The 21,873-nt window shown below is 72.1% G+C and carries 19 protein-coding genes, 1 pseudogene and 2 riboswitches; of the genes and pseudogenes, 8 read left to right on the top strand and 12 right to left on the bottom strand.

The genetic code is table 11. The features are described 5' to 3' along the window. Positions 1–203: 203 nt before the first annotated feature. The 5 genes and pseudogenes from ACFWZ2_RS03420 to metE all read right to left on the bottom strand — a co-directional run. A pseudogene (locus ACFWZ2_RS03420) lies at positions 204–1,088 on the bottom strand (PA14 domain-containing protein); the annotation flags it as partial. A 130-nt stretch (positions 1,089–1,218) separates the two neighbouring features. Beyond that, positions 1,219–2,004 (bottom strand): SAM-dependent methyltransferase, encoded by a 786-nt coding sequence (locus tag ACFWZ2_RS03415; protein WP_384541110.1) that lies wholly within the window; start codon positions 2,002–2,004, stop codon positions 1,219–1,221. Positions 2,005–2,198: 194 nt separating this feature from the next. Then, on the bottom strand, positions 2,199–3,065 hold the full coding sequence (locus tag ACFWZ2_RS03410) for an RNA polymerase sigma-70 factor (protein WP_384541108.1): 867 nt from the start codon (positions 3,063–3,065) through the stop codon (positions 2,199–2,201). 28 nt (positions 3,066–3,093) lie between these two features. After that, positions 3,094–3,663: a carboxymuconolactone decarboxylase family protein gene (locus ACFWZ2_RS03405; RefSeq protein ID WP_384541105.1), complete on the bottom strand. Its 570-nt coding sequence runs from the start codon at positions 3,661–3,663 to the stop codon at positions 3,094–3,096. 412 nt (positions 3,664–4,075) lie between these two features. Then, complete coding sequence (gene metE / locus ACFWZ2_RS03400; RefSeq protein WP_384541102.1) at positions 4,076–6,394, bottom strand: 5-methyltetrahydropteroyltriglutamate--homocysteine S-methyltransferase; 2,319 nt, start codon at positions 6,392–6,394, stop codon at positions 4,076–4,078. A 161-nt stretch (positions 6,395–6,555) separates the two neighbouring features. Further along, a riboswitch (cobalamin riboswitch) is annotated at positions 6,556–6,771 on the bottom strand. Positions 6,772–6,899: 128 nt separating this feature from the next. Beyond that, a riboswitch (cobalamin riboswitch) is annotated at positions 6,900–7,102 on the top strand. Between the two features lie 278 nt (positions 7,103–7,380). Between metE and ACFWZ2_RS03395 the strand changes: the two genes are divergently transcribed. The 6 genes from ACFWZ2_RS03395 (at position 7,381) to ACFWZ2_RS03370 (ending at position 13,810) form a co-directional block, all read left to right on the top strand. After that, positions 7,381–8,880: a CoA-acylating methylmalonate-semialdehyde dehydrogenase gene (locus tag ACFWZ2_RS03395; protein WP_384541270.1), complete on the top strand. Its 1,500-nt coding sequence runs from the start codon at positions 7,381–7,383 to the stop codon at positions 8,878–8,880. 5 nt (positions 8,881–8,885) lie between these two features. Beyond that, on the top strand, positions 8,886–10,034 hold the full coding sequence (locus tag ACFWZ2_RS03390) for an acyl-CoA dehydrogenase family protein (protein ID WP_384541100.1): 1,149 nt from the start codon (positions 8,886–8,888) through the stop codon (positions 10,032–10,034). Beyond that, positions 10,031–11,101: an enoyl-CoA hydratase/isomerase family protein gene (locus ACFWZ2_RS03385; protein ID WP_384541097.1), complete on the top strand. Its 1,071-nt coding sequence runs from the start codon at positions 10,031–10,033 to the stop codon at positions 11,099–11,101. Before ACFWZ2_RS03390 ends, ACFWZ2_RS03385 begins: the two co-directional genes overlap by 4 nt. Further along, positions 11,098–12,027: a 3-hydroxyisobutyrate dehydrogenase gene (gene mmsB / locus ACFWZ2_RS03380; RefSeq protein WP_384541267.1), complete on the top strand. Its 930-nt coding sequence runs from the start codon at positions 11,098–11,100 to the stop codon at positions 12,025–12,027. The genes ACFWZ2_RS03385 and mmsB overlap by 4 nt, the downstream gene beginning before the upstream one ends. Before the next feature lie 34 nt (positions 12,028–12,061). Beyond that, the gene (locus tag ACFWZ2_RS03375; RefSeq protein WP_384541095.1) at positions 12,062–12,421 is read left to right on the top strand and encodes an ArsR/SmtB family transcription factor; all 360 of its coding nucleotides are present in this window, start codon (positions 12,062–12,064) and stop codon (positions 12,419–12,421) included. A 111-nt stretch (positions 12,422–12,532) separates the two neighbouring features. After that, the gene (locus ACFWZ2_RS03370; protein WP_384541092.1) at positions 12,533–13,810 is read left to right on the top strand and encodes an MFS transporter; all 1,278 of its coding nucleotides are present in this window, start codon (positions 12,533–12,535) and stop codon (positions 13,808–13,810) included. Positions 13,811–13,916: 106 nt separating this feature from the next. Here the strand turns inward: ACFWZ2_RS03370 and ACFWZ2_RS03365 are convergent, their stop codons facing one another. Together ACFWZ2_RS03365 and ACFWZ2_RS03360 are read right to left on the bottom strand one after the other, a co-directional pair. Next, positions 13,917–14,909: a DMT family transporter gene (locus ACFWZ2_RS03365; RefSeq protein ID WP_384541090.1), complete on the bottom strand. Its 993-nt coding sequence runs from the start codon at positions 14,907–14,909 to the stop codon at positions 13,917–13,919. Positions 14,910–15,075: 166 nt separating this feature from the next. Then, on the bottom strand, positions 15,076–15,783 hold the full coding sequence (locus ACFWZ2_RS03360) for a M24 family metallopeptidase (protein WP_384541087.1): 708 nt from the start codon (positions 15,781–15,783) through the stop codon (positions 15,076–15,078). A gap of 212 nt (positions 15,784–15,995) precedes the next feature. Between ACFWZ2_RS03360 and ACFWZ2_RS03355 the strand changes: the two genes are divergently transcribed. Together ACFWZ2_RS03355 and ACFWZ2_RS03350 are read left to right on the top strand one after the other, a co-directional pair. Continuing rightward, positions 15,996–16,919 (top strand): LysR family transcriptional regulator, encoded by a 924-nt coding sequence (locus tag ACFWZ2_RS03355; RefSeq protein ID WP_384541084.1) that lies wholly within the window; start codon positions 15,996–15,998, stop codon positions 16,917–16,919. Between the two features lie 108 nt (positions 16,920–17,027). Then, on the top strand, positions 17,028–18,194 hold the full coding sequence (locus ACFWZ2_RS03350; RefSeq protein ID WP_384541082.1) for an NAD-dependent formate dehydrogenase: 1,167 nt from the start codon (positions 17,028–17,030) through the stop codon (positions 18,192–18,194). Here the strand turns inward: ACFWZ2_RS03350 and ACFWZ2_RS03345 are convergent. From ACFWZ2_RS03345 to ACFWZ2_RS03325, 5 genes are all read right to left on the bottom strand, one after another. After that, positions 18,179–19,087: an ion transporter gene (locus tag ACFWZ2_RS03345; protein ID WP_384541080.1), complete on the bottom strand. Its 909-nt coding sequence runs from the start codon at positions 19,085–19,087 to the stop codon at positions 18,179–18,181. The two genes, ACFWZ2_RS03350 and ACFWZ2_RS03345, sit on opposite strands and share 16 nt — an antisense overlap. Before the next feature lie 88 nt (positions 19,088–19,175). Continuing rightward, on the bottom strand, positions 19,176–20,036 hold the full coding sequence (locus tag ACFWZ2_RS03340) for an energy-coupling factor ABC transporter ATP-binding protein (RefSeq protein ID WP_384541078.1): 861 nt from the start codon (positions 20,034–20,036) through the stop codon (positions 19,176–19,178). Beyond that, complete coding sequence (cbiQ, locus tag ACFWZ2_RS03335) at positions 20,033–20,782, bottom strand: cobalt ECF transporter T component CbiQ (protein ID WP_384541075.1); 750 nt, start codon at positions 20,780–20,782, stop codon at positions 20,033–20,035. Before cbiQ ends, ACFWZ2_RS03340 begins: the two co-directional genes overlap by 4 nt. A 6-nt stretch (positions 20,783–20,788) precedes the next feature. After that, the gene (locus tag ACFWZ2_RS03330; RefSeq protein WP_384541072.1) at positions 20,789–21,151 is read right to left on the bottom strand and encodes an energy-coupling factor ABC transporter substrate-binding protein; all 363 of its coding nucleotides are present in this window, start codon (positions 21,149–21,151) and stop codon (positions 20,789–20,791) included. Beyond that, a complete protein-coding gene (locus ACFWZ2_RS03325; protein ID WP_384541070.1) occupies positions 21,148–21,864 on the bottom strand; it encodes an energy-coupling factor ABC transporter permease in 717 nt (238 codons plus the stop codon). Before ACFWZ2_RS03325 ends, ACFWZ2_RS03330 begins: the two co-directional genes overlap by 4 nt. Between the last annotated feature and the right edge of the window lie 9 nt (positions 21,865–21,873).

The raw sequence follows: 21,873 nt of genomic DNA, 5'->3' as shown, positions 1-21,873 counted from the left end.
GCCCCGGTCGGGTTCACGCACCCCTTGTGCTTATCGGCCACACCCCTAAATACTTACATCCGGTCCCGCCCCCCGCTTGCTGCGACGCCCGGGGCCCCGCCGACGGCCCTCGGGCCGTCGCCAGGGCCGGGTCAGGACAGCGGCTGCACCCAGACGTCGCGGAAGCGGACCTTGTTGCCGTGGTCCTGCAGCCGGATGGCGCCCGCGGCGGCCGACTCGGGGTCGCCCGCGCCCGTGGGACCGTCCACGGGGTACGCCTCGCCCTTCGTCTCCGTGCTGCCGCCCCAGGTGGTGATCGCGAGGCGGCCGTCGGGCAGCCAGTCCATCGCGGACACCTGCGGCTCGAGGCCCTTGGGCCGCAGGTCGGTCAGCTGGTACCCGGGGTTGACGTCGGTGAGCGGCAGTCCGTCGCCGGGGGTGTCGTACGTCCCCTCGCACTCCTTGCGGCCGGGCGCCGTCACCCGTACGACACCGGCGTCCGTACTGAGCACGGAGTGGGGCACGGTGGTGAACCCGGCTGCTCCCGGCGGCTTCCACTGGAGCGTGACCTGCTGGTCGCCGCCCGCGTCGAAGTGGTCGATGCGCAGCGGGCGGTATCCGGCGTCGAGGGTGATCTCGCCGTCCTTGGGCTCGGCGCCGTGCAGTCCGTCGTGGTCGATGACCCGCTGCCCGCCGAGGGTGAGCCGGGAGCCGTCGTCGCTGATCAGCCGGAAGCCGTAGGTGCCCGCCTCGGGCACGTTCAGGTTGCCGGTGAGCTGCGAGACGAAGTTGTCGCTGAACCCGAAGCCGTCGGTGGACGTCCAGTCGGCCGTCGGGATCAGCTTGTCGACGTTGGGGGTCTGTGCGGGCTTGAGGTCGCACAGCTTCTTCAGCGGGGTCTGGACGTCGAACACCCGCAGGGTGACGCCGGGTTCCTGCGGCGGCAGGTCCGCGAACGGCCGCGGATCGTCCCGCGCGGCCGCCGCGGGGGTGAGCAGTCCGCCGCAGAGGAGTCCGGTGAGCAGCAGACCGGTGGATCTTCGGGCGCCGCGGTGGGACGGGCCGTAGGGGCGGGACGGGCCCGGCAACGGCGTGGGGCGTGGCTTCACTCTTCCTCCTGCGTGGTTCCGGCATGGGTTACGCAGATTTCCGTGGCAGAGCGACGCTCAGCGTAGAGACGGCGCCGGAGCGCGTCCATGCTTTGTCCTCGGAAAGGAAGAACTGTCTGCCGGGGCCGCCCTACGGCACGCGCGCGACGCCGACGTAGAAGCCGCTCAACTCCTCGGCGGGCGCGGGCGATTCCTTGTACCACCTGGTCGCCGTGACCAGCCCCGGGTCAAGGAGTTCCAGGCCCTCGAAGAACGGCTCGACCTCGGCGCGCGTCCGCATCCGCAACGGGATCTCGCCCTTGCGGTACGTGGCGGTCACCGACTTCACGAGGTGCGGGTGCTCATCGGTGGTGCCGTGGGAGAACATGAGGTAGCTGCCCGAGGGCAGCGCGTCGACGAGCGTCCTGGTCAGGCCGTAGGGGTCTTCCTCGTCGGTGATGAAGTGCATCAGCGCGATCATCGAAAGGGCGATGGGCCGCTCGAAGTCCAGGAACGTACGGGCGTGTTCGAGGATCGCCCCGGGCTGTCGTACGTCGGCCTCGATGTAGTCGGTGCCGCCTTCGGGGCTGCTGACGAGCAGCGCCTCCGCGTGCCGCAGCACGATGGGGTCGTTGTCGGCGTAGGCGATCCGCGCGGACGGCACGATGCCCTGCACGATCTGGTGCAGATTCGGCTCCGTCGGGATGCCCGTGCCGATGTCGAGGAACTGGTCGATGCCGTTGCCCGCGAGCCAGGCCGCCGCGCGGTGCATGAACGCCCGGTTGCGCATGGCGTTCAGGCGCGCTTCCGGCGGCAGCTTCTCGGCCACATCCTGGTCGACCGGATAGTTGTCCTTGCCGCCGAGGAGCCAGTCGTAGACGCGCGCCGGGTGCGCCCTGCTCGTGTCGATGCGGCTTCCGGAGGACGTAGACGTCATGCATGACTCCAGCGTGTGCGAGATCGCTGACGCGAGTGAGGCGGCAGAGGGCCCCGTGATTATGTCATTGGCCATACCGTCGCGCAGAGTAGCGGTCGGCGGGGAGCGGACGGCGGCGCGCTGTTCCGGGCGGCGGCCGAGACCGCCCGGAACCCTCACGACGCCAGGCCCGCACCGTGGAGCAACATCCCGCCCTACCGGGAGAGTTCGGCCAGCACGTCCATGCGCGTCAGCTTCTCCGGATTGCGCACCACATAGAGGCGGGTGATCCGCCCGTCCGCCACCTCGACGCTCAGCGCGGCCGGTACCCCGTCGAACGCGACCAGACCCGCGGGCTCGCCGTTGAGCCACACCGTCGTCGTCTCCAGCGCGTCCACCACCTGCTGGGCGCGCGCGAGCATCGGTGCCACCACGTCGGCCCCGTGGACCGGTGCCAGCACGGCGGACACGCGCCCGCCCCCGTCGGCGACCAGGACCACGTCCGGGGCCAGGACCTCCATCAGGTCCTGCAGCGTCCCCGTGCGCAACGCCGCCAGGAAGCGGTCCACCACCGCCCGCTGCTCCGCCCGGCTCACCCGCACCCGCGGCCGCCTGGCCGCCACGTGCTCGCGGGCCCGCCGGCCGATCTGCCGCACCGCGGCCGGGGACTTCCCGATGGCCTCGGCGATCTCCCCGTACGGCATCTCGAAGACCTCGCGGAGCACGAACACGGCCCGCTCCACCGGCCCGAGCGTCTCGAGCACGGTCAGCATCGCGATCGACACGCTCTCCGCGAGCTCGATGTCCTCGGCGACATCGGGGCTGGTGAGGAGCGGCTCGGGCAGCCACTCGCCCACGTAGTCCTCGCGGCTGCGCGCCAGCGTGCGCAGCCGGTTGAGGGACTGGCGGGTGACGGCGCGGACGAGATACGCCCGCGCCTCACGCACCTGGGAGCGGTCGACGTCGGCCCAGCGCAGCCAGGTCTCCTGGAGCACGTCCTCCGCGTCGGCCGCGGAGCCGAGCATTTCGTAGGCGACGGTGAACAGCAGGCTGCGATGGGTGACGAACGGATCATCGGTCATCACGTCATGAGACTCGTGCGGCATGCGGTCAGGCAACCTCGGCCGCGGCGGGACGCTCGGCCAGCGGGATCGTGCAGGACTCGGAGTAGCCCTGCGACGTGATCCCGTGCGCCGTGTTGACCCGGGCCGCGAGGTTGGCGAACCCGATGAACACGGTCAGCTCGACCAGTCCTGCCGGGCCGAGCTGCGTGAGCAGGCTCGCCGACAGCTCGTCCGAGACGGTCGGCGGCGTGCTCGACATGGCCTCGGCGTACTCCATCACCTCGCGCTCCAGCGGGGTGAACACATCGGAGGCACGCCAGTTCGGCACCTGGCTCGCCTTCGCCAGGTCGAGGTTCTGGTTCGACGCGGCGAAGTAGTTGATGTCCAGGCACCAGCTGCAGCCGATCAGCGACGCCACCGTCATGTGCGCGAACGTCTTGAGCCCCTCGTCGACGGCATCCCACTCCGCCACCTTCGCCGCGAACTCCTGGTTGGAGGTGGCGACGGCGGGGTTGTGGAACACCACCTCGAAGGGCTCGGGCACGGCACCGAGCTGCTTGATCAGGGCCTCCTTCATCTCGGCGGGAAGTTCGGCCTTGGGGATACGCGGTGTCATCGTGTGCTCCTTCGTCAGTGGCCTTCCGGCCTGTACGACATGAAGACACCGCCGCACCCCGGGATGTGACACCTCCCGTCCGGGAAGTGGCATCTCCCGTCCCATCCGCCCGGCGCACCGTGAGTTCCGCGATCCCCGGATGCTCCTTGGCCCCCTCCACGCCGCGCACCGTCACCCGCACGTACCGGGCGAGCCGGGTGTCACCGGGCCGCGCGCGGTGCCGTTCCAGGTGGGGGTGACCTTCTGGACGCGGACGGGCCTGGCGAGGTCCGTCGTCAGGTGGCCGCGCGGGCCGTCCGGGACCCAGGCCGTGGCCGTGCTGCCGTCGAGGGCGGCGCCCCAGACGTGAGTGGGGCGAAGGCACGGGGCCGGGGCACCAGAAGGCGCCCCGGCCCCGGGAGTCACCCGGTCGTCACGACCCGGGCAGTTCGCCGCGGACCGTGCGGGCGGCGGCGACCAGGTTCGCCAGGGACGCACGGGTCTCGGGCCAGCCGCGGGTCTTCAGGCCGCAGTCGGGGTTGACCCAGAGGCGCTGGGCGGGAATGGCCTCAAGTCCCTTGCGGAGCAGGGCGGCCGCCTCGTCCGCGTCGGGCACGCGCGGGGAGTGGATGTCGTAGACGCCGGGCCCGGCCTCGCGCGGATAGCCGTGCTCGGCCAGCTCGCGGGCGACCTGCATGTGGGAGCGGGCGGCCTCCAGGCTGATGACGTCGGCGTCGAGGTCGTCGATGGCCTGGACGATGTCGCCGAACTCGGCGTAGCACATGTGGGTGTGGATCTGGGTGTCGGGCCGGACGCCGCTGGTGGTGAGGCGGAAGGACTCCGTGGCCCAGTCCAGGTAGGCGGCGTGGTCCGCGGCGCGCAGCGGCAGGGTTTCGCGCAGGGCGGGCTCGTCGACCTGGATGACCGAAGTGCCCGCCGCCTCCAGGTCGTTGACCTCGTCGCGCAGGGCGAGGGCGACCTGGCGCGCGGTGTCGCCGAGCGGCTGGTCGTCGCGGACGAAGGACCAGGCGAGCATGGTGACGGGGCCGGTGAGCATGCCCTTGACCGGCCGGTCGGTGAGCGAGTTGGCGTACGACGTCCAGCGCACCGTCATCGGTTCGGGGCGCGAGATGTCCCCGGCCAGGACCGGCGGGCGCACATAGCGGGTGCCGTACGACTGGACCCAGCCGTGCTGGGTGGCGAGATAGCCGGTGAGCTGTTCGGCGAAGTACTGGACCATGTCGTTGCGTTCGGGCTCGCCGTGCACGAGGACGTCGATCCCGGTCTGCTCCTGGAAGGAGATGACCTCGCGGATCTCGTCCTTGATCCGCTCCTCGTACCCGGCGGTGTCGATGCGGCCCGCGCGTACGTCGGCGCGCGCGGTGCGCAGCTCGGTGGTCTGCGGGAAGGAGCCGATGGTGGTCGTGGGCAGCAGCGGCAGCTTGAGGTGCGAGCGCTGGGCGGCGGCCCGCTCCTCGTAGGGCTGCGAGCGGCGTCCTTCGGCGTCGGTGACGGCGGCGGCGCGGGCGCGTACGGCCGGGTCGTGGGTGATCGCGGAGCCGGTGCGCGACGCCAGGTCGGCGCGGTTGGCGGCGAGTTCGGCGGCGATGGTGTCGGTGCCCTGGGCGAGACCGCGCGCCAGGGCGACGATCTCGGTGGTCTTCTGCCGGGCGAAGGCCAGCCAGCGCAGGATCTGCGGGTCGATGTCCCGTTCGGCCGTGGCGTCGATCGGCACGTGCAGGAGGGAGCAGGAGGCGGCGACGTCGACCCGGTCGGCGAGCCCGAGGAGCGTGCCCAGGGTGGCCAGGGACTTCTCCAGGTCGTTGATCCAGATGTTGCGGCCGTTGACCACACCGGCGACGAGCCGCTTGCCGGGCAGGCCGCCGACGGCGGCGAGGTCGTCGAGGTTCGCGGCCGCCGCGTCGGTGAAGTCGAGGGCCAGGCCGTCGATCGGGGCCTTCGCGAGGACGGGCAGGGCGTCGCCGAGCCGGTCGAAGTAGGAGGCGACGAGGAGCTTGGGGCGGTCGGTGAGGGCGCCGAGTTCGCGGTAGGCGCGGGCGGCGGCGTTGAGTTCGGCCGGGGTGCGGTCCTGCACCAGGGCCGGCTCGTCGAGCTGCACCCAGGCGGCACCGGCGGCGCGCAGGTCGGCGAGCACCTCCGCGTACACGGGCAGCAGCCGGTCGAGGAGGGTCAGCGGCTCGAAGTCGGCGGCCACACCGGGCGCGGGCTTGGCGAGCAGCAGATACGTGACGGGGCCGACGAGGACCGGGCGGGCCGAGAGGCCGAGGGCGAGGGCCTCCGTCAGCTCGCCGACCTGCTTGGTGGAGTCGGCGGTGAAGACGGTATCGGGACCCAGTTCGGGCACCAGGTAGTGGTAGTTGGTGTCGAACCACTTGGTCATCTCCAGCGGCGCCACGTCCTGGGTGCCGCGCGCCATCGCGAAGTACCCGTCCAGGGTGTCGGCGTCGACGGCCGCCCGGTGCCGGGCGGGGACGGCGCCGACCATGACACTGGTGTCCAGGACATGGTCGTAGTACGAGAAGTCACCGGTCGGCACCTCGTGGATGCCGGTGTCGGCCAGGTGCCGCCAGGTGGAGCGGCGCAGGTCCGCCGCGGTCTCCCGGAGGGCGTCCGCGGTGACGCGGCCCTTCCAGTAGCCCTCGATGGCCTTCTTCAGTTCGCGGTTCTGGCCCTGGCGGGGGTAGCCGTACACGGTGGCCCGTGCTGCCGCGGCTGCGGACTTCGCTGTCACGGAAATCTCCTTCGCGAGATGACTCCTGAGCATCCCGGGACGGGACGCGGACGCGAAGGGGTGACGAACCGGACGGGCCGAACTCGCGCCGATGACGCCGTTCTCCGTCTGGTGTGTACGCCGACCCGCCCACGAGGTCACCGGGATGTCCGCACGTGATCGGTCACGTACGGGCAACGGGCAGGTCTTCGGACTCGTGGGCGCGTCTGCCGGGGCAGATTCCTACTGGCCGTCGCTTCCCGGATCCGGCGGATCCAGTGCGTATGACGGCGGTCGTTCCCACTCACCGCTGCGGGGCAGTCCCGGATTCCCACCGGGTTCCCTCTTGCGACGCGCCTGCCTGGCGGGCAGGGCGAACCAGCTGCACGGGCCACCCTAGAGGCCGGGCCACCGTCTTGGGCAGCCTTGATCACATTCCGGGACGGTGAGATGGGACACGGACCGGGCCAACTGCGCAGCCGCCGCGGCCCGTCGGGGCCGGAGGACCGGGCCGGGGTGGACTTACTAGGACGTCCAACTATATGGTCCTGGGCAAGGCCCGCGGTGTCAGGGAAGCCGGTGTGAATCCGGCGCGGTCCCGCCACTGTGACCGGGGAGTGCGTTCTCGCCGAACAACGCGCCACCGAAGGACGTCGTGTCCGTCGGGAAGGCGGGGGAGCGTGCGTCGATCCGGGAGTCAGGATACCGGCCGCGGGGTGTTCCGTGTTGTCCACGAGGATGGAGCAGACACGCATGGCACCGGTCCGAACCCACGACCCAGGTGATCCGGCGGAGCGAGCGGCGGCACCCGCCACCTCTTAGGACGACGTACGCCAACTCACCGGCCCCGCACGGGATCCCGGCCGCGGCGTACGCCGACCACATGCTCCGCGACGGCTCTTCGGCCTTCGCGTCCCGCGGCCCCGACCCGAACGCGCCCCACAGGGCGCCGTTCGCCGGTGCGCCGTGCCATCCCCGGATCCCCACCTGACGAGAGCAGGCTCACCGTGGTCCGTGAACTCACCCATTTCATCGGCGGCAAGCACACCTCAGGCACGTCGGGCCTCTTCGGCGACGTGTACGACCCCAACACCGGTTCCGTACAGGCCCGCGTACCGCTCGCGGGCCGGGTCGACACCGAGGCGGCGATCGCCGACGCCGTCGCCGCCCAGCGGGAGTGGGGCGCATGGAACCCGCAGCGCAGGGCCCGCGTCCTGCTGCGCTTCCTCCAACTCGTCGACCAGGAACGCGAATCCCTGGCGCGGCTCCTCTCGGCCGAGCACGGCAAGACGGTGGCCGACGCGCACGGCGACCTGCAACGCGGCCTGGAGGTGGTGGAGTTCGCCGCCGGGATCCCGCACCTGCTCAAGGGCGAGTTCACGGACAACGCGGGCACCGGCATCGATGTGCACTCGCTGCGCTCCCCGATCGGCGTGGTCGCCGGGATCACCCCGTTCAACTTCCCCGCGATGATCCCGCTGTGGAAGGCCGCGCCCGCCCTGGCCTGCGGCAACGCATTCATCCTGAAGCCCTCGGAGCGCGACCCCTCCGTGCCGCTGCGGCTGGCCGAACTGTTCCTGGAGGCAGGACTTCCGCCCGGTGTCCTCAATGTCGTCAACGGCGGCAAGGACGCGGTCGACACCCTCCTGGAGGACCCGCGGGTCGGCGCGCTCGGCTTCGTCGGCTCCACACCGATCGCCGCGCACATCTATGCCACCGCCGCCGCCCACGGCAAGCGCGCCCAGTGCTTCGGCGGCGCCAAGAACCACATGATCGTGATGCCGGACGCCGACCTCGACCAGGCCGTCGACGCCCTCATCGGCGCCGGATACGGCTCGGCGGGCGAGCGCTGCATGGCGATCTCGGTGGCCGTGCCGGTCGGCGAGGAGACCGCGGACCGGCTCGTCGCCGCGCTCAAGGAGCGCATCGGCGCGCTCCGCATCGGCCGTTCCGACGACGCGGGCGCCGACTTCGGCCCGCTGGTCAGCAAGGACGCCCTGGACCGGGTCCGCAGGTATGTGGACATCGGCGTCAACGAAGGGGCCGAACTCGTCGTCGACGGACGGAACTTCACCCTGCCGGGACACGAGAACGGCTACTTCGCCGGAGCCTCCCTCTTCGACCGGGTGAGCCCCCGCATGCGGATCTACCGCGAGGAGATCTTCGGCCCCGTCCTGTGCGTCGTACGCGCCGCCGACTACGAGTCGGCCCTGCGCCTGCCCAGCGAGCACCCGTACGGAAACGGCGTGGCCATCTTCACCAGGGACGGCGACACCGCACGCGACTTCACCCGCCGCGTCGACACCGGCATGGTCGGCGTGAACGTGCCCATCCCGGTCCCGGTGGCCTACCACACCTTCGGCGGCTGGAAGCGGTCCGGATTCGGCGACCTCAACCAGCACGGCCCGGACGCGATCCGCTTCTACACCCGCACGAAGACCGTCACCTCGCGCTGGCCCTCCGGGGTCAGGGAAGGCGCGAACTTCACCATCCCCACCATGGGATGAGCGCCATGACCACCACATCGCTCACCGAGGACCAGCAGGCCCTGGTCGAGACCACCCTGGACTTCGCCGAGGACCACCTGGCCCCGCACGCCGTGCGCTGGGACCAGGACAAGCACTTCCCGGTCGACGTGCTGCGCAAGGCGGCCGGGCTCGGGCTCGGCGGCGTCTATGTGCGCGAGGACGCGGGCGGCAGCGGCCTCACCCGGGCCGACGGGGTCCTCGTCTTCGAGGCCCTGGCCACCGGCTGCCCGTCCATCGCGGGCTACCTCTCCATCCACAACATGGTCGCCTGGATGATCGACACATACGGCGACGAGGACCAGCGGTCCCGGTGGCTGCCCCGCCTGTGCGCCATGGAGGACCTCGGCAGCTACTGCCTCACCGAACCGGGGGCCGGATCCGACGCCGGAGCCCTGCGCACCACCGCGGTGCGCGACGGCGACCACTACGTACTCGACGGGGTGAAGCAGTTCATCTCCGGCGCGGGCGCCGCGCAGGTGTACGTCGTCATGGCGCGCACCGACGGATCGGGACCCGACGGGGTCTCCGCCTTCCTGGTCGAACGGGACGACCCGGGCCTGTCGTTCGGGGCGAACGAGAAGAAGATGGGCTGGAACGCCCAGCCCACCCGCCAGGTGGTCCTCGACGGCGTCCGGATCCCCGCCGACCGGCTGCTCGGCGGGCCGGGCGACGGCTTCCGGATCGCCATGAACGGCCTGAACGGCGGCAGGCTCGGCATCGCCGCCTGCTCGCTCGGCGGCGCCCGCAGCGCCCTCGACCGCAGTCTCGCCCACCTCGCGGAGCGGGAGGCGTTCGGCGCCCGGCTGCTCGACGCGCAGGCCCTGCAGTTCCGGCTCGCCGACATGGCGACCGAACTCGCCGCCGCCCGCGCCCTGGTGCACCAGGCGGCGCAGGCCCTGGACCGCGGCGATTCCGGCGCGCCGCACCTGTGCGCGATGGCCAAGCGGTTCGCCACCGACACCGGCTACGCCGTCGCCGACCGTGCCCTGCAACTGCACGGCGGATACGGCTACTTGAGCGAGTACGGCATCGAGAAGATCGTCCGGGACCTGCGGGTCCACCAGATCCTGGAAGGAACCAACGAGATCATGCGTGTCATCGTGGCCCGCGGCCTGACGGAGGCGTTCCGATGACCGCCCCCGACGACCAGGTGCTGCTCAGGACCGAGGGCCGCGCGGCCCACATCACGCTCAACCGGCCGCGGGCGCTCAACGCCCTCACCCACGCCATGGTGCGCCGCATCGACGAGGCGCTGACCGTCTGGGAGCACGATCCGGCCGTGCGGACCGTGATCATCACCGGCGCGGGGGAGCGCGGGCTGTGCGCGGGCGGCGACATCCGCTCCATCCACGAGGACGCACGGGCGGGCGGCGGCGCGGCCTCGGCCGCCTTCTGGCGCGACGAGTACCGCCTGAACGCCCGCATCGCCCGCTATCCGAAGCCGTACGTCGCGGTCATGGACGGCATCGTGATGGGCGGCGGCGTCGGTGTGTCCGCGCACGGCGACGTCCGCATCGTCACCGAACGCTCCCGGATCGCCATGCCGGAGACCGGCATCGGCTTCGTGCCCGACGTGGGCGGCACCTATCTGCTCGCGCTCGCCCCCGGAGAACTGGGCACCCACCTGGCCCTGACCGGCACCGGGATCGGCGCCGCGGACGCCCTGCTGTGCGGACTCGCCGACCACTTCGTGCCGCACGACGACCTGCCCGCGCTCCTCGCCGACCTCGCCGAGCGGCCGGTCTGGGACGCGCTCAAGGAGTACGTGCGTCAGCCGCCGCCCGGTGAACTGGCGGGCCGGCGCGCCTGGATCGACGCCTGCTACGGCGCCGACACGGTGGAGGAGATCGTCGCCAGGCTCCGCGCCCATGGTGCGCGCGACGCCGAGGCCGCCTCCGACACCCTCGCCGCCAAGTCGCCCACCGCCCTGAAGGTCACGCTCACCGCACTGCGCAGGGCGCCGGGGCTCGGCCCGTTGGAGCGCGTCCTGGAGCAGGAGTACCGGATCTCCTGCGCCGCACTCTCCTCGTACGACCTGGTCGAGGGGATCCGCGCGCAGGTGATCGACAAGGACCGCAGCCCCCGCTGGACACCGGCCACCCTGGCAGAGGTCGACGGCGCGGACGTGGAGCGGTACTTCGGACCGCCCGCCGGGGGCGACATCCAGCTGGCGACGACCCCGCAGGAGGTGGCGTGGTGAACGGCACGCGCACGATCGCATTCATCGGCCTCGGCCACATGGGCGCCCCGATGGCCCGCAACCTCGTCGGGGCCGGACACCGGGTCATCGGCTACGACCTGCTGCCCCCACTGCTCGCCGGTGCCGTCGAGGCCGGGGTGGAGGCCGCGGGATCGGCGGCGGACGCGGCCGCCGCGGCGGACGTGGTGATCACCATGCTGCCCGCGGGACGGCATGTCCTCGGGCTCTACAAGGACGAGGGACTGCTGGCCGCGGCCCGCCCCGGCACGCTGTTCATCGACTGCTCGACCATCGACGTGGCCGACGCGCGCGGCGCCCACGAGGCCGCGGCCGGCGCCGGGATGCGCGCCCTGGACGCGCCGGTCTCCGGGGGAGTGGTCGGCGCGGAGGCCGGCACGCTCACGTTCATGGCGGGCGGCGGCGAGGCCGAGTTCGCCGAGGCGGAGGCGCTCCTCGCGGTCATGGGCAAGAAGGCGGTGCACTGCGGCGGGCCAGGCGCCGGGCAGGCCGCGAAGATCTGCAACAACATGATCCTCGGCATCTCGATGCTCGCGGTGAGCGAGGCGTTCGTCCTCGGCGAGAGCCTCGGCCTGTCCCACCAGGCCCTCTTCGACGTGGCCTCCACCGCGTCCGGCCAGTGCTGGGCGCTGACCGTCAACTGCCCGGTGCCGGGCCCCGTCCCGGCGAGCCCCGCCAACCGCGACCACCGCCCGGGCTTCGCGGCCCCGCTGATGGCCAAGGACCTGGGTCTCGCGGCGAGCGCGGCGCGCGCCGGGGGCGTCCAGGCCGAACTCGGCCTCAAGGCAGCCGAGTTGTACGCCGCCTACGCCGAAGGGGCCGGGAAGGACCGGGACTTCTCGGGGATCGTCACCACCCTCAGGGAGCAGTCCGCGTCGACCGCGGCGGGTGACCCGGGCGGCGCATGACGCGAGGCCGTCGCCGCGGTTCTACGATGAGGGCATGCCAGAGCGCGACATGACCTCACCTGCGACCGATGGGCATCAGCGTGCCGCGGGCAGGGAGCAGTTGGAGACCGCGGCGACGGTCTTCGCACTCCTTGCCGACCCGACGCGGCTGTATCTGCTGTGGCTCCTCGCCCAGGGCGAGGCCGATGTCACCGAGCTGGCGGCGGCCGGTGAGGCGGCCCGGCCCGCCGTCAGCCAGCATCTGGCCAAACTGCGCCTCGCCGGTCTGGTGCAGGCCCGCAAGGACGGGCGCCGCATGGTCTATTCGCTGCGCGACGGACATCTGCGCCGACTGGTCACCGAGGCGCTCAACCACGCGGACCACCAGGTCACGGGCAAGCCCTGGCATCCCTGAGCGGCCGTCAGGAGGAAGGCGGCCCGGACGCTTCACGCCAAACGTGTGCGCACGTGCGCACACGTCATCTATCGTGAGCGTGTCCGGGCCGCCGACCCAGGAGACGCCGTCATGCTCGTGCTGCTCCGCAACCGCACCTACCGCCACCTGTTCACCGCCCATGTGATCGCCCTGGTGGGCACGGGACTCGGGACGGTGGCGCTGAGCCTGCTCGCATACGACCTGGCGGGCGCGGACGCGTCCGCCGTCCTCGGCACCGCACTGGCGATCAAGATGGTCGCCTATGTGGGCATCGCCCCGGTGGTCGGCGCCTTCGCCGACCGGATCCCGCGCCGGGCCCTGCTCGTGGCGATGGACCTCACCCGCGCCGCCGTCGCGCTCGCCCTGCCGTTCGTGGACCAGGTCTGGCAGATCTACGTCCTGATCTTCCTGCTGCAGGCCGCGTCGGCGGTCTTCACGCCCACCTTCCAGGCCACCATCCCCGAGATCCTGCCCGCCGAGCGCGACTACACCCGGGCCCTCTCCCTGTCCCGGCTCGCCTACGAACTGGAGAGCCTGCTCAGCCCGGCCCTCGCCGCCGGACTGCTCGCCCTGATCACCTACAACTGGCTGTTCACCGGCACGGTCATCGGCTTCCTGGCCTCCGCCGCACTCGTCGTCCCCGTCGCCCTGCCCGCCCCCGCCCCGGTCGAACGCGGCGGCGGCATCTACGCCAAGGCGACGTTCGGCACCCGCCTCTACTGGTCCACGCCCCGGCTGCGGGCCCTGCTCGCCCTCGACCTCGCGGCGGCCGCAGGGGGCTCCCTCGTCATCGTCAACACCGTGGTGCTCGTCCGCGACCGGCTGGGGCGCGGCGCGGGCGACGTATCACTGGCGCTCGGCGCGTTCGGGGCCGGGTCCATGGTCGTCGCCCTGCTGCTGCCGCGCGTCCTGGAACGGTACGGCGACCGGGCGGTCATGCGGCCCGCGGGCTTCGTGCTCGCCGCGGCCCTCGGCCTGTTCACCGCGGGCCTCGCGTCCGGCACCGTCACTTGGGCCGGCCTGCTGGCGGCCTGGGCGGTCCTCGGCGCGGGCACCTCCATGGTCCTGACCCCGGCGGGCCGGCTGATCCGGCGCTCGGCCGCGCCCGCCGACCTGCCGGCCGCCTTCGCCGCCCAGTTCGCCCTGACCCACAGCTGCTGGCTGCTCACCTACCCGCTCGCGGGCGGCCTCGCCTCCGCCGCCGGAATGACGACGGCCGCCGCGGCGCTCACCACGCTCGCGCTCGGGTCCGCCGTCGTGGCCGTACGCCTGTGGCCCACCAGCGACCCGGGGGACCGGCCGATCTGCCAGGCGGATCGCACACCGGGGCTCGCGGACGCGGGGCCTTCCGCGGTGCACCCCCCATGAGCCTGAGCATCCGCAACCAGTTCGGGTGCGCCCCGAAGGGGCGCGGGGAACTGCGCGACCAGCCACGGCGCACCCGCAGATGCGGACCGTATGTCCCGCGGAGCGCCTAGCCCTTCACACGCTCCGCGTCGGCGGTCCGGGTCGCGCCGCTCGAAGCGACGACCCGGCCCGTGCGCGGACCCGAGAGCGCCGCGACGGAGACCGCCGCAAGCGCGAGCACGACACCCGCGACGGTGGCTGCCGTGACCCGGGTGTCGCCGTGCGGCAGCAGCAGGTCGAGGGCGAGTGAGCCGACCAACTGGCCGGTGATCGTGCACAGTCCGAGCACCAGGACGCCGAGCTTCTGCACGGTGGCGACCGCGATGGTGATGAAGGCGATGCCGACCAGACCGCCCAGGTAGAGGTACGGCTCGCTGGGCAGACCGGAAGGGACACCGGCCGCCGCGGCATGCACCAGGAAGATCACGCCCAACGCGGTGGTACCGGCCGCGAAGTTGAAGAACGTCCCCGCGTACGCGGAGCCCGCGGCGTTCTTCACATGGCCGTTGACCGCCTGCTGCCAGCTCACGCACACGCCCGCGACCAGCGGGAGCAGCAGCATCACGTAAGGGAATCCGCCGCCGAGTTTGTCGGCCATCGACAGGCCGACCGCCGCGAGCACGAGCACCGCGCCGACGACCCTGCGCCGTGAGGGCCGCTGGGGTCCGGCGGGCCCGAGCCCCATCCGGTCGAAGAGCAGCCCGCCGCTGACCTGGCCCGCCACGATCGCGACGGTGAACAGCGCGACGCCGAGCGCCCCGACGGTCAGCCCCTGGGTGAGCACGAAGGCCGCACCCCCGAAGCCGCCGAGCATCTGCCACCACTTGAGCCGCCCGCCGCGCACGTCCGCGAGCACCAGGCCCGCACCGCGGCGCGGCTTGCGCAGGAGGAGGAGCCCGAGGGCCAGCACCACGAACCCCGAGCCGAACGAGATCACCGCGGCCGCGAAGCCGTCGTCGCCGAGACCGGCGGCCAGCTCGCCGGTGATCCGTGCCTGCAGGGATATCAGGGTGCCGGAGAACACGGCGAGGAGCAGCCAGGGGGCTGCGGCGGCAGGCATCTGCGTACGACCTCTGGATCGGTGTGGAGGGTGGGCGGGGACCGTCCCGGGCGTCCGCGGGAGGACGACAGGACCCCTACCTTTCTAACTGATCAGGCCACCGTCGGACAGGGCGGGCCGGATGCCGAGACATCCGGGACAGGCAGGGCCCCGGTGCAGGTCACGGTCACGCGAGGTCGAGCAGCTGCTCGTAGAACCCGCCGAAGCCGCGCTGCTCGTCGACGAAGTGGAGCTCAAGGATCCAGTGGCAGACGCGGCCCGCGCGGTCGGTGCGGCGCAGCGGGGTGTCGTTCTCCGGGGTGATGTAGGACTCGGCCTTGGCCCCTTCGTTGGTCTCGTGCGGGAACTCCCCGACGAGATGCCCCGCGTGCCAGATGCCGAGGGTCCAGCCCGCCTCCGCGGCGAGCCGCTCGACCTCGGCGTGCAGCTGCTTGCCGGTGATGTCCGGATCGGCGGCGAACGCGGCGCGCCCGGCGTCGAAGACGCGCGGCAGGTCGGTGAGGAGCCGGTGCTTGTGCGGGTCGTCGCCGAACACGTAGGTGCGGCCGAAGTCCGCCTCGTACTCCTCGAAGATCGGCCCGAAGTCGGCGAAGGCGACGTCGTCCTCGCTGATGATCCGGTCCGGCGGGTTCTCCCGGTAGGGCAGCAGGCTGTTGGGGCCGGAGCGGATGATCCGCTTGTGCCAGTGCTTGGTCGTGCCGAACATGTCGTTCGCCAGATCGCGGATGCGGTCGCTCGCCTCCCGCTCACCGACACCGGGCGCGACCAGACCGCGCGCCTCCACCTCGGCGAACAGCGCGACCGCCTTCTCCTGCGCCGCCACCAGACCCGCGACGCGCCGCGCCTCGTCGGTCCCTGCCGTTGTGTCCGTCATGCCGAGAACCCCCACTCCCCGCTGTCGTACGGTGGCCCGCACCATATGGATGGCCACTGCATCTGCCACCCTAACCGACTCAAGATCCGCGCACGCACCCGCCATTGGCCGCCCATGGCCTTGCAACTGACAGCACTCTCCTGTGCCATCGACGCACCGGTGGACCGAAGGGGCGGGCGGGCCGCCGCTCGGCGCCGGGACCTGGAGGAACTGTGCTGCGACAGCTGGAGTATCTGGTGGCGCTGGCCAGGGAGCGGCACTTCGGGCGGGCCGCCGCCGCGTGCTTCGTCTCGCAGCCGTCGCTGTCGGCCGGGATACGCAAGCTGGAGGCCGAGCTCGGCGTACCCGTCATCCGGCGCGGGAGCCGCTTCCAGGGCCTGACGCCCGAAGGCGAGCACGTCCTTGCCTGGGCGCACCGCACCCTCGCCGAACGCGACGCCCTGCATCAGGAACTGGCCTCGCTGCGCGGCGAGTTGACCGGCACGCTGCGGATCGGCGCCATCCCGACCGCGCTCACCGTCACCTCGCTGCTCACCGCGCCGTTCTGCGAACGCCATCCGGCCGCGAAGGTGAACCTGGAGTCCCTGTCCTCGCGTGACATCAGCCGCCGCCTCGCCGACTTCGAGATCGATGCGGCGGTGACCTATCTGGACGACGAGGCACTGCGCGACATGCGCAGGCTGCCGCTGTACGAGGAGCGGTACGTGCTCCTCACCCCCGCCGACGGGCCGCACGCCGAGGACGCCGAGGTGGGCTGGGCGCAGGCGGCGGCGCTGCCGCTGTGCCTGCTCTCGCCGCGCATGCGCAACCGCCGCATCCTGGACGAGAACTTCGCCGCCGACGGCGCGTGCGCCACCGCCGCGGTGGAGACGGACACCGTCGCCGGTCTCTACGCGCACCTCGCCGCGGGCCGCTGGTCGAGCGTGATCTCGCACGCCTGGCTGCACATGTTCGCCACCCCGCCCGGCATGCGCGTGGTCCGGCTCTCCGGGCCCGACCACGGCCCGCGCGTCGGCCTGGCCTTCGTGGCACGGGACCCGCAACCCGCCATGGTGCGCGCCCTGTTGACGGCCGCACGGAAGGCCGGGGTGCACGACACCCTGGACACCCTGCTCCACGCCCACCTGGACTCATAGCCCACGGCTTGCCGCGGATAGAAGAGTTCACTTTGACCACGGGCGTGCCGGACGCGGACCGTGAGGGGCGTCCCGCACGCCCGCCCTCCCGAACGAGGAGCCGTGACCATGGCCAAGGTGCTCTGCGTCCTGTACGACGACCCCACCGACGGATATCCCACCGCCTGCGCCCGCGACGACCTGCCCCGCATCGACTCCTACCCCGACGGCCAGTCGGCGCCCACGCCCAGAGGGACCGACTTCACCCCCGGCCACCTCCTGGGCAGCGTCTCCGGCGAACTCGGCCTGCGCGCCTTCCTGGAGAGCCGCGGGCACACCCTCGTCGTCACGTCCGACAAGGACGGCGCGGACTCGGTCTTCGGCCGCGAACTGGCCGACGCCGACGTGGTCGTCTCGCAGCCCTTCTGGCCCGCCTATCTGACCGCCGAACGCCTCGCCGCGGCCAAGAACCTCAAGCTCGCGGTGACCGCGGGCATCGGCTCCGACCACGTCGACCTCGACGCCGCGATCGCGCACGGCGTGACCGTCGCCGAAGTGACGTACTGCAACAGCATCAGCGTCGCCGAGCACGTCGTGATGATGACGCTCTCGCTGGTGCGCGACTATCTCCCCGCGCACCGGGTGGCCCGCGAGGGCGGCTGGCACATCGCCGACTGCGTCGCCCGCTCGTACGACCTGGAGGGCATGCACGTCGGGACGGTCGCGGCGGGACGCATCGGCATCGCCGTCCTGCGCCGCCTCGCCCCCTTCGACGTCACGCTGCACTACACCGACCGGCACCGGCTGCCCGCCGCCCTGGAGGAGGAACTGGGCCTGGTCTTCCACGAGTCGGCGGCCGACATGGTCCCGCACTGCGACGTCGTCACCGTCAACGCACCGCTCCACCCGGAGACGGAGCACCTCTTCGACGCCGACCTGCTCGCCACCATGAAGCGCGGCGCCTACCTCATCAACACCGCCCGGGCGCGGATCGTCGACCAGGACGCGGTGCGACACGCCCTGGAGAGCGGCCGGTTGGCCGGGTACGCGGGCGACGTCTGGTATCCGCAGCCCGCGCCGCCCGACCACCCGTGGCGCACCATGCCGCACCACGGGATGACCCCGCACATCTCGGGATCCTCACTCTCCGCCCAGGCCCGCTACGCCGCGGGCACCCGCGAGATCCTGGAGTGCTGGCTCGACGGCACGCCCATCCGCGACGCGTATCTGATCGTCTCCGGCGGCGCCCTCGCGGGCACCGGCGCCCACTCCTACGCCGTTCAGACGCGGTCGTGAACCCCGGGTGACCGGCCGGCGGGGACCAGCGGCAGCTGCTGTTCCAGCTCGTCGAGTCCCGCTCGCAGGGTGGCGATGCGGTCCTGGAGCGTCGCCTGCTCGACCGCCGATCCCGGCTCCGGCAGCTGCTCGGGACCGGATGACGCGTTGAACGTTTCTTCGGACTCCCGTGCCTGGTCCAGGGAGTTGATGACGACACCGATCAGCATGTTCACCAGGAGGAACGAGCTGACCAGGACGTACGACGCGTAGTACATGAAGGACCAGGGGGAGATCACCAGGCCCGCGTGGACCAGGTCACCGAGTCCGTCGAGCGTCATGAGGACGAAGAGGGTGATCACCGCGCGGCCCAGTGAGCCGTAGCGCTCCGGGTCGGCCGTGGCGAAGCAGGTCCAGCCGATCATGGCGTACAGGTAGAGGACCAGCGAACCGACCAGCAGGAAGCTCGCCATGCCCGGCAGGCTCTTGCCGATCGCGTTGAGGATGATGCGCAGCTGCGGCAGGAAGCGTGCCGTGCGGATCACCCGGGCCAGCCGGAGCAGCCGCAGCACGGTGGAGTCCTGGCCGATGCCGGGCGCGAAGGCGCACAGCACGACCAGGGCGTCGAAGATGTTCCACGGATTGCGGAAGAACTCCGCCGGGTGGTCCGCGTGCGCCAGGGCCCTGAGCAGGATCTCGACGCCGAAGAGCGCGAGCAGCAGGTGCTCCACGATGCCGAGGGGGGTGGCCCAGCGGTCCGCGAACCCGGCGTAGGTCTCCACCCCCAGGAGCATCGCGTTGAGGGTGATCGCGCACACGGCCGTGTGGGAGAACCACGGAGCCTCGGTCAGGGGGCGCACCCGTTGTGCCACCAAGTGCCGCCGACCGGACAGGGTTTCGACGCCGGACGTCATTTCTGGATGTCACTCCTCGCGTAGTGCGGCCGAGTTCCTAGGTTCCGCGATCACATATCCGAGGAACGTGCGGCACACACCAGAAGGATCACTGAGCCCTTCTTGCGGGGGACGGGGTGAACAGATGCGCCAGCTCGTCCGGAGTGCGGGGCCCGTCGCCCGTGGCGGGCAGCAGGCCCTGGCCCTTGAGGAGTTCCCGGACGGCGACGCCCCACGGCAGCCGCAGCCCGGCCCGCGCGAGGAGTTCCCGGTCGGCGAGCAGGTCCGCGACCGGGCCCGTGCGGACGCCCGCCGGAGTGAGCAGCGCCGCGTCGTCGGCCCAGCGCAGGGCCAGGTCCACGTCGTGGGTGGCCATGACCACGGTCGTCCCGGCGTCCCGCAGCCGCCGCAGCGTGCCGAGGAGGCGTTCCTGGCCGTCGGGGTCGAGCCCCGCGGTCGGCTCGTCGAGGATGAGGACGCGGGGGCGCATCGCGACGGCGCCCGCGATGGCGGTGCGCTTGCGCTGGCCGTAGGAGAGCAGATGGGTGGGGCGGTCGGACAGGGCGGTGATGTCGAGCGCGGCGAGCGCCTCGGCGACGCGGGTGCGGACCTCCTCGTCGGACAGGCCGAGGTTCAACGGGCCGAAGGACACGTCCTGTTCGACCGAGGCGGCGAACAGCTGGTCGTCCGGGTCCTGCACGACCAGCTGGACGGTGGTGCGCAGCCGGGTCAGGCCCTTGCGGTCGTACGTCACGGGGGTGCCCCCGAGCGTCAACGCGCCCGCGGCCGGGCGCAGTCCGCCGCTGAGCAGCCGCATGAGGGTCGTCTTGCCGCTGCCGTTGCGCCCGAGCAGCGCGAGGGCCCTGCCCCCGGCGACGTCGAAGTCGAGGCCGCTGAGCACGGTGGGCCCCTCCTCGTAGGCGTAGGAGACACCGCGCAGCGCGACCAAGGAGTCGCCCGGCTCGCTCATGGCAGGAACCTTTCCAGGACGAGGGTGAGGGCCGTCAGGGCCGCGAGGAGGACCGCGCTCGCGGTCACGAAGCGCCCGGAGACCCGGGCTTCGGGCACGAGCACCCGCAGGGTGCCGTCGTAGCCGCGCCCGGCGAGCCCGGCCTGCAGCCGGCCCGCCCGGTCGAAGGCCCGCACGAACGCGGTCGCGCCGAGACCGCCCAGGGAACGCCAGGTGGCGGCCCGGGTGGTGTGGCCGAGCCGGGCGGCCTGCGCCTGCCGGATCCGGCCCATGGAGTCCAGGAGCAGAAAGCTCATCCGGTACGTCACGAGCGCCACGTCCACGACCGGCGCGGGCACACCGGCCCGCACCAGTCGGGGCAGCAGGTCCGACATCGGCGTCGTGAACGCGAAGAGCAGCACACCGAGTGAGGCCGCCGAGGTGCGCAGGAGCAGACCGCCCGCGCGCGCCGCGCCGCCGTCGGCGGGCGTGATGAACCCGTCGGGCCCGCCGACCTGGACGAGCAGGGTCAGGGCGCCGGTGACGCAGAAGCCGAGCGGGACGCGGTAGGCGCGCCAGAGTTTGCGCGGGGGCACACCCGCGGGGCCCAGGAGCACGGCGAGCGCGGCGGCCAGCACGAGGGCCGCGCCCGGCCAGGGCGGCAGGGAGATGGCGAGGACGGTGAGGCCGAGCCCGAGCACGGCCTTGTCCACGGGGTGACGGCGGCGCCAGCGGCTGCTGTGCGCCGCCGCATCGATGGGCAGCACTCCGGGTCAGACCTGTCCGGACTCGGGCCGGGCCGCGTCGGCCCCGGCGTCGGTGGCCTGCGCCAGGGCGCGCTCCTCGCCCTGGCGGCGCCCCTTGCGCAGCCCGAAGTAGTACGCGAGCACGCCCGCGCCGATGGCCGCCTGGAGGGCGAACAGCGCCGACTCGACCTCTCCGGAAGGCGGTTCGTACAGCGGCGAGAACCAGGGCTTGTAGTCCGGTTCGAGTTCGGTGATCGCACTCTCGGCCTGGGCGTCGGCCCCCGCGAACGGCTCTTCCTTGTCGTCGCCGAGCCCGAGGATCAAGGGCAGTGCCGCGAGCGCGGCGACGATGACGAGCAGCAGCGTGTTGATCTTCGCGTTCCGGCTCATCGGGCACCGGCCTCCGTCTCGGTCTGCTCCGTCGTACCCGTCGGCTGTGTGCTGCGCGGCAGTACGCCGAGCCGCGTCAGTTCCCCCTTGCTGGACTGCGTGAGCAGCCGCATCACCACGACCGTGAGCAGGCCCTCGCTGACGGCCAGCGGGATCTGCGTGACGGCGAAGATGCCGCCGAACTTGCCCAGGGCGCCGATGAATCCGCTGCTGGGGTCCGGGAACGCCAGGGCCAGCTGGACGCTGGTGACGCAGTACGTGGACAGGTCGGCGACGAAGGCGCCGCAGAACACGGCGACCATCAGCGGCACGTCGTACCGCTTGAGGAGCCGGTAGACGGCGTATCCCGCCCAGGGGCCGACGATCGCCATGGAGAAGACGTTGGCGCCGAGCGTGGTGAGCCCGCCGTGGGCGAGCAGCAGCGCCTGGAACAGCAGGGTGATGGTGCCGAGCACCGTCATGATCGGCGGCCGGAACAGGATGGCGCCGAGCCCCGTGCCCGTGGGGTGCGAGCAACTGCCCGTCACGGAAGGGATCTTCAGCGCGGACAGGACGAATGTGAAGGCCCCGGAGGCGCCGAGGAGCAGGGTGCTCTCCGGGTGTTCCCTGACCTCACGGGTCAGGGAGCGGACTCCGTGGACGACGAACGGCGCGGACGCTACGCCCCAGGCGATCGCGTGCGCCGGGGGAAGGAAACCCTCGGCTATGTGCATGGCTCGGCA

The organism is Streptomyces sp. NPDC059002 (assembly GCF_042740435.1).
In the GTDB taxonomy this organism is placed as follows: Bacteria; Actinomycetota; Actinomycetes; order Streptomycetales; family Streptomycetaceae; genus Streptomyces.
This window is presented reverse-complemented; position numbering and strand designations above follow the sequence as displayed.

What these genes read in the sequence shown, in the direction of transcription:
- ACFWZ2_RS03415 (WP_384541110.1), bottom strand. Translation starts at nt 2,004, where the DNA reads ATGACGTCTACGTCCTCCGGAAGCCGCATCGACACGAGCAGGGCGCAC.
- ACFWZ2_RS03410 (WP_384541108.1), bottom strand. Translation starts at nt 3,065, where the DNA reads ATGACCGATGATCCGTTCGTCACCCATCGCAGCCTGCTGTTCACCGTC.
- ACFWZ2_RS03405 (WP_384541105.1), bottom strand. Translation starts at nt 3,663, where the DNA reads ATGACACCGCGTATCCCCAAGGCCGAACTTCCCGCCGAGATGAAGGAG.
- ACFWZ2_RS03390 (WP_384541100.1), top strand. Translation starts at nt 8,886, where the DNA reads ATGACCACCACATCGCTCACCGAGGACCAGCAGGCCCTGGTCGAGACC.
- ACFWZ2_RS03385 (WP_384541097.1), top strand. Translation starts at nt 10,031, where the DNA reads ATGACCGCCCCCGACGACCAGGTGCTGCTCAGGACCGAGGGCCGCGCG.
- ACFWZ2_RS03375 (WP_384541095.1), top strand. Translation starts at nt 12,062, where the DNA reads ATGCCAGAGCGCGACATGACCTCACCTGCGACCGATGGGCATCAGCGT.
- ACFWZ2_RS03370 (WP_384541092.1), top strand. Translation starts at nt 12,533, where the DNA reads ATGCTCGTGCTGCTCCGCAACCGCACCTACCGCCACCTGTTCACCGCC.
- ACFWZ2_RS03365 (WP_384541090.1), bottom strand. Translation starts at nt 14,909, where the DNA reads ATGCCTGCCGCCGCAGCCCCCTGGCTGCTCCTCGCCGTGTTCTCCGGC.
- ACFWZ2_RS03360 (WP_384541087.1), bottom strand. Translation starts at nt 15,783, where the DNA reads ATGACGGACACAACGGCAGGGACCGACGAGGCGCGGCGCGTCGCGGGT.
- ACFWZ2_RS03350 (WP_384541082.1), top strand. Translation starts at nt 17,028, where the DNA reads ATGGCCAAGGTGCTCTGCGTCCTGTACGACGACCCCACCGACGGATAT.
- ACFWZ2_RS03345 (WP_384541080.1), bottom strand. Translation starts at nt 19,087, where the DNA reads ATGACGTCCGGCGTCGAAACCCTGTCCGGTCGGCGGCACTTGGTGGCA.
- ACFWZ2_RS03340 (WP_384541078.1), bottom strand. Translation starts at nt 20,036, where the DNA reads ATGAGCGAGCCGGGCGACTCCTTGGTCGCGCTGCGCGGTGTCTCCTAC.
- ACFWZ2_RS03330 (WP_384541072.1), bottom strand. Translation starts at nt 21,151, where the DNA reads ATGAGCCGGAACGCGAAGATCAACACGCTGCTGCTCGTCATCGTCGCC.
- ACFWZ2_RS03325 (WP_384541070.1), bottom strand. Translation starts at nt 21,864, where the DNA reads ATGCACATAGCCGAGGGTTTCCTTCCCCCGGCGCACGCGATCGCCTGG.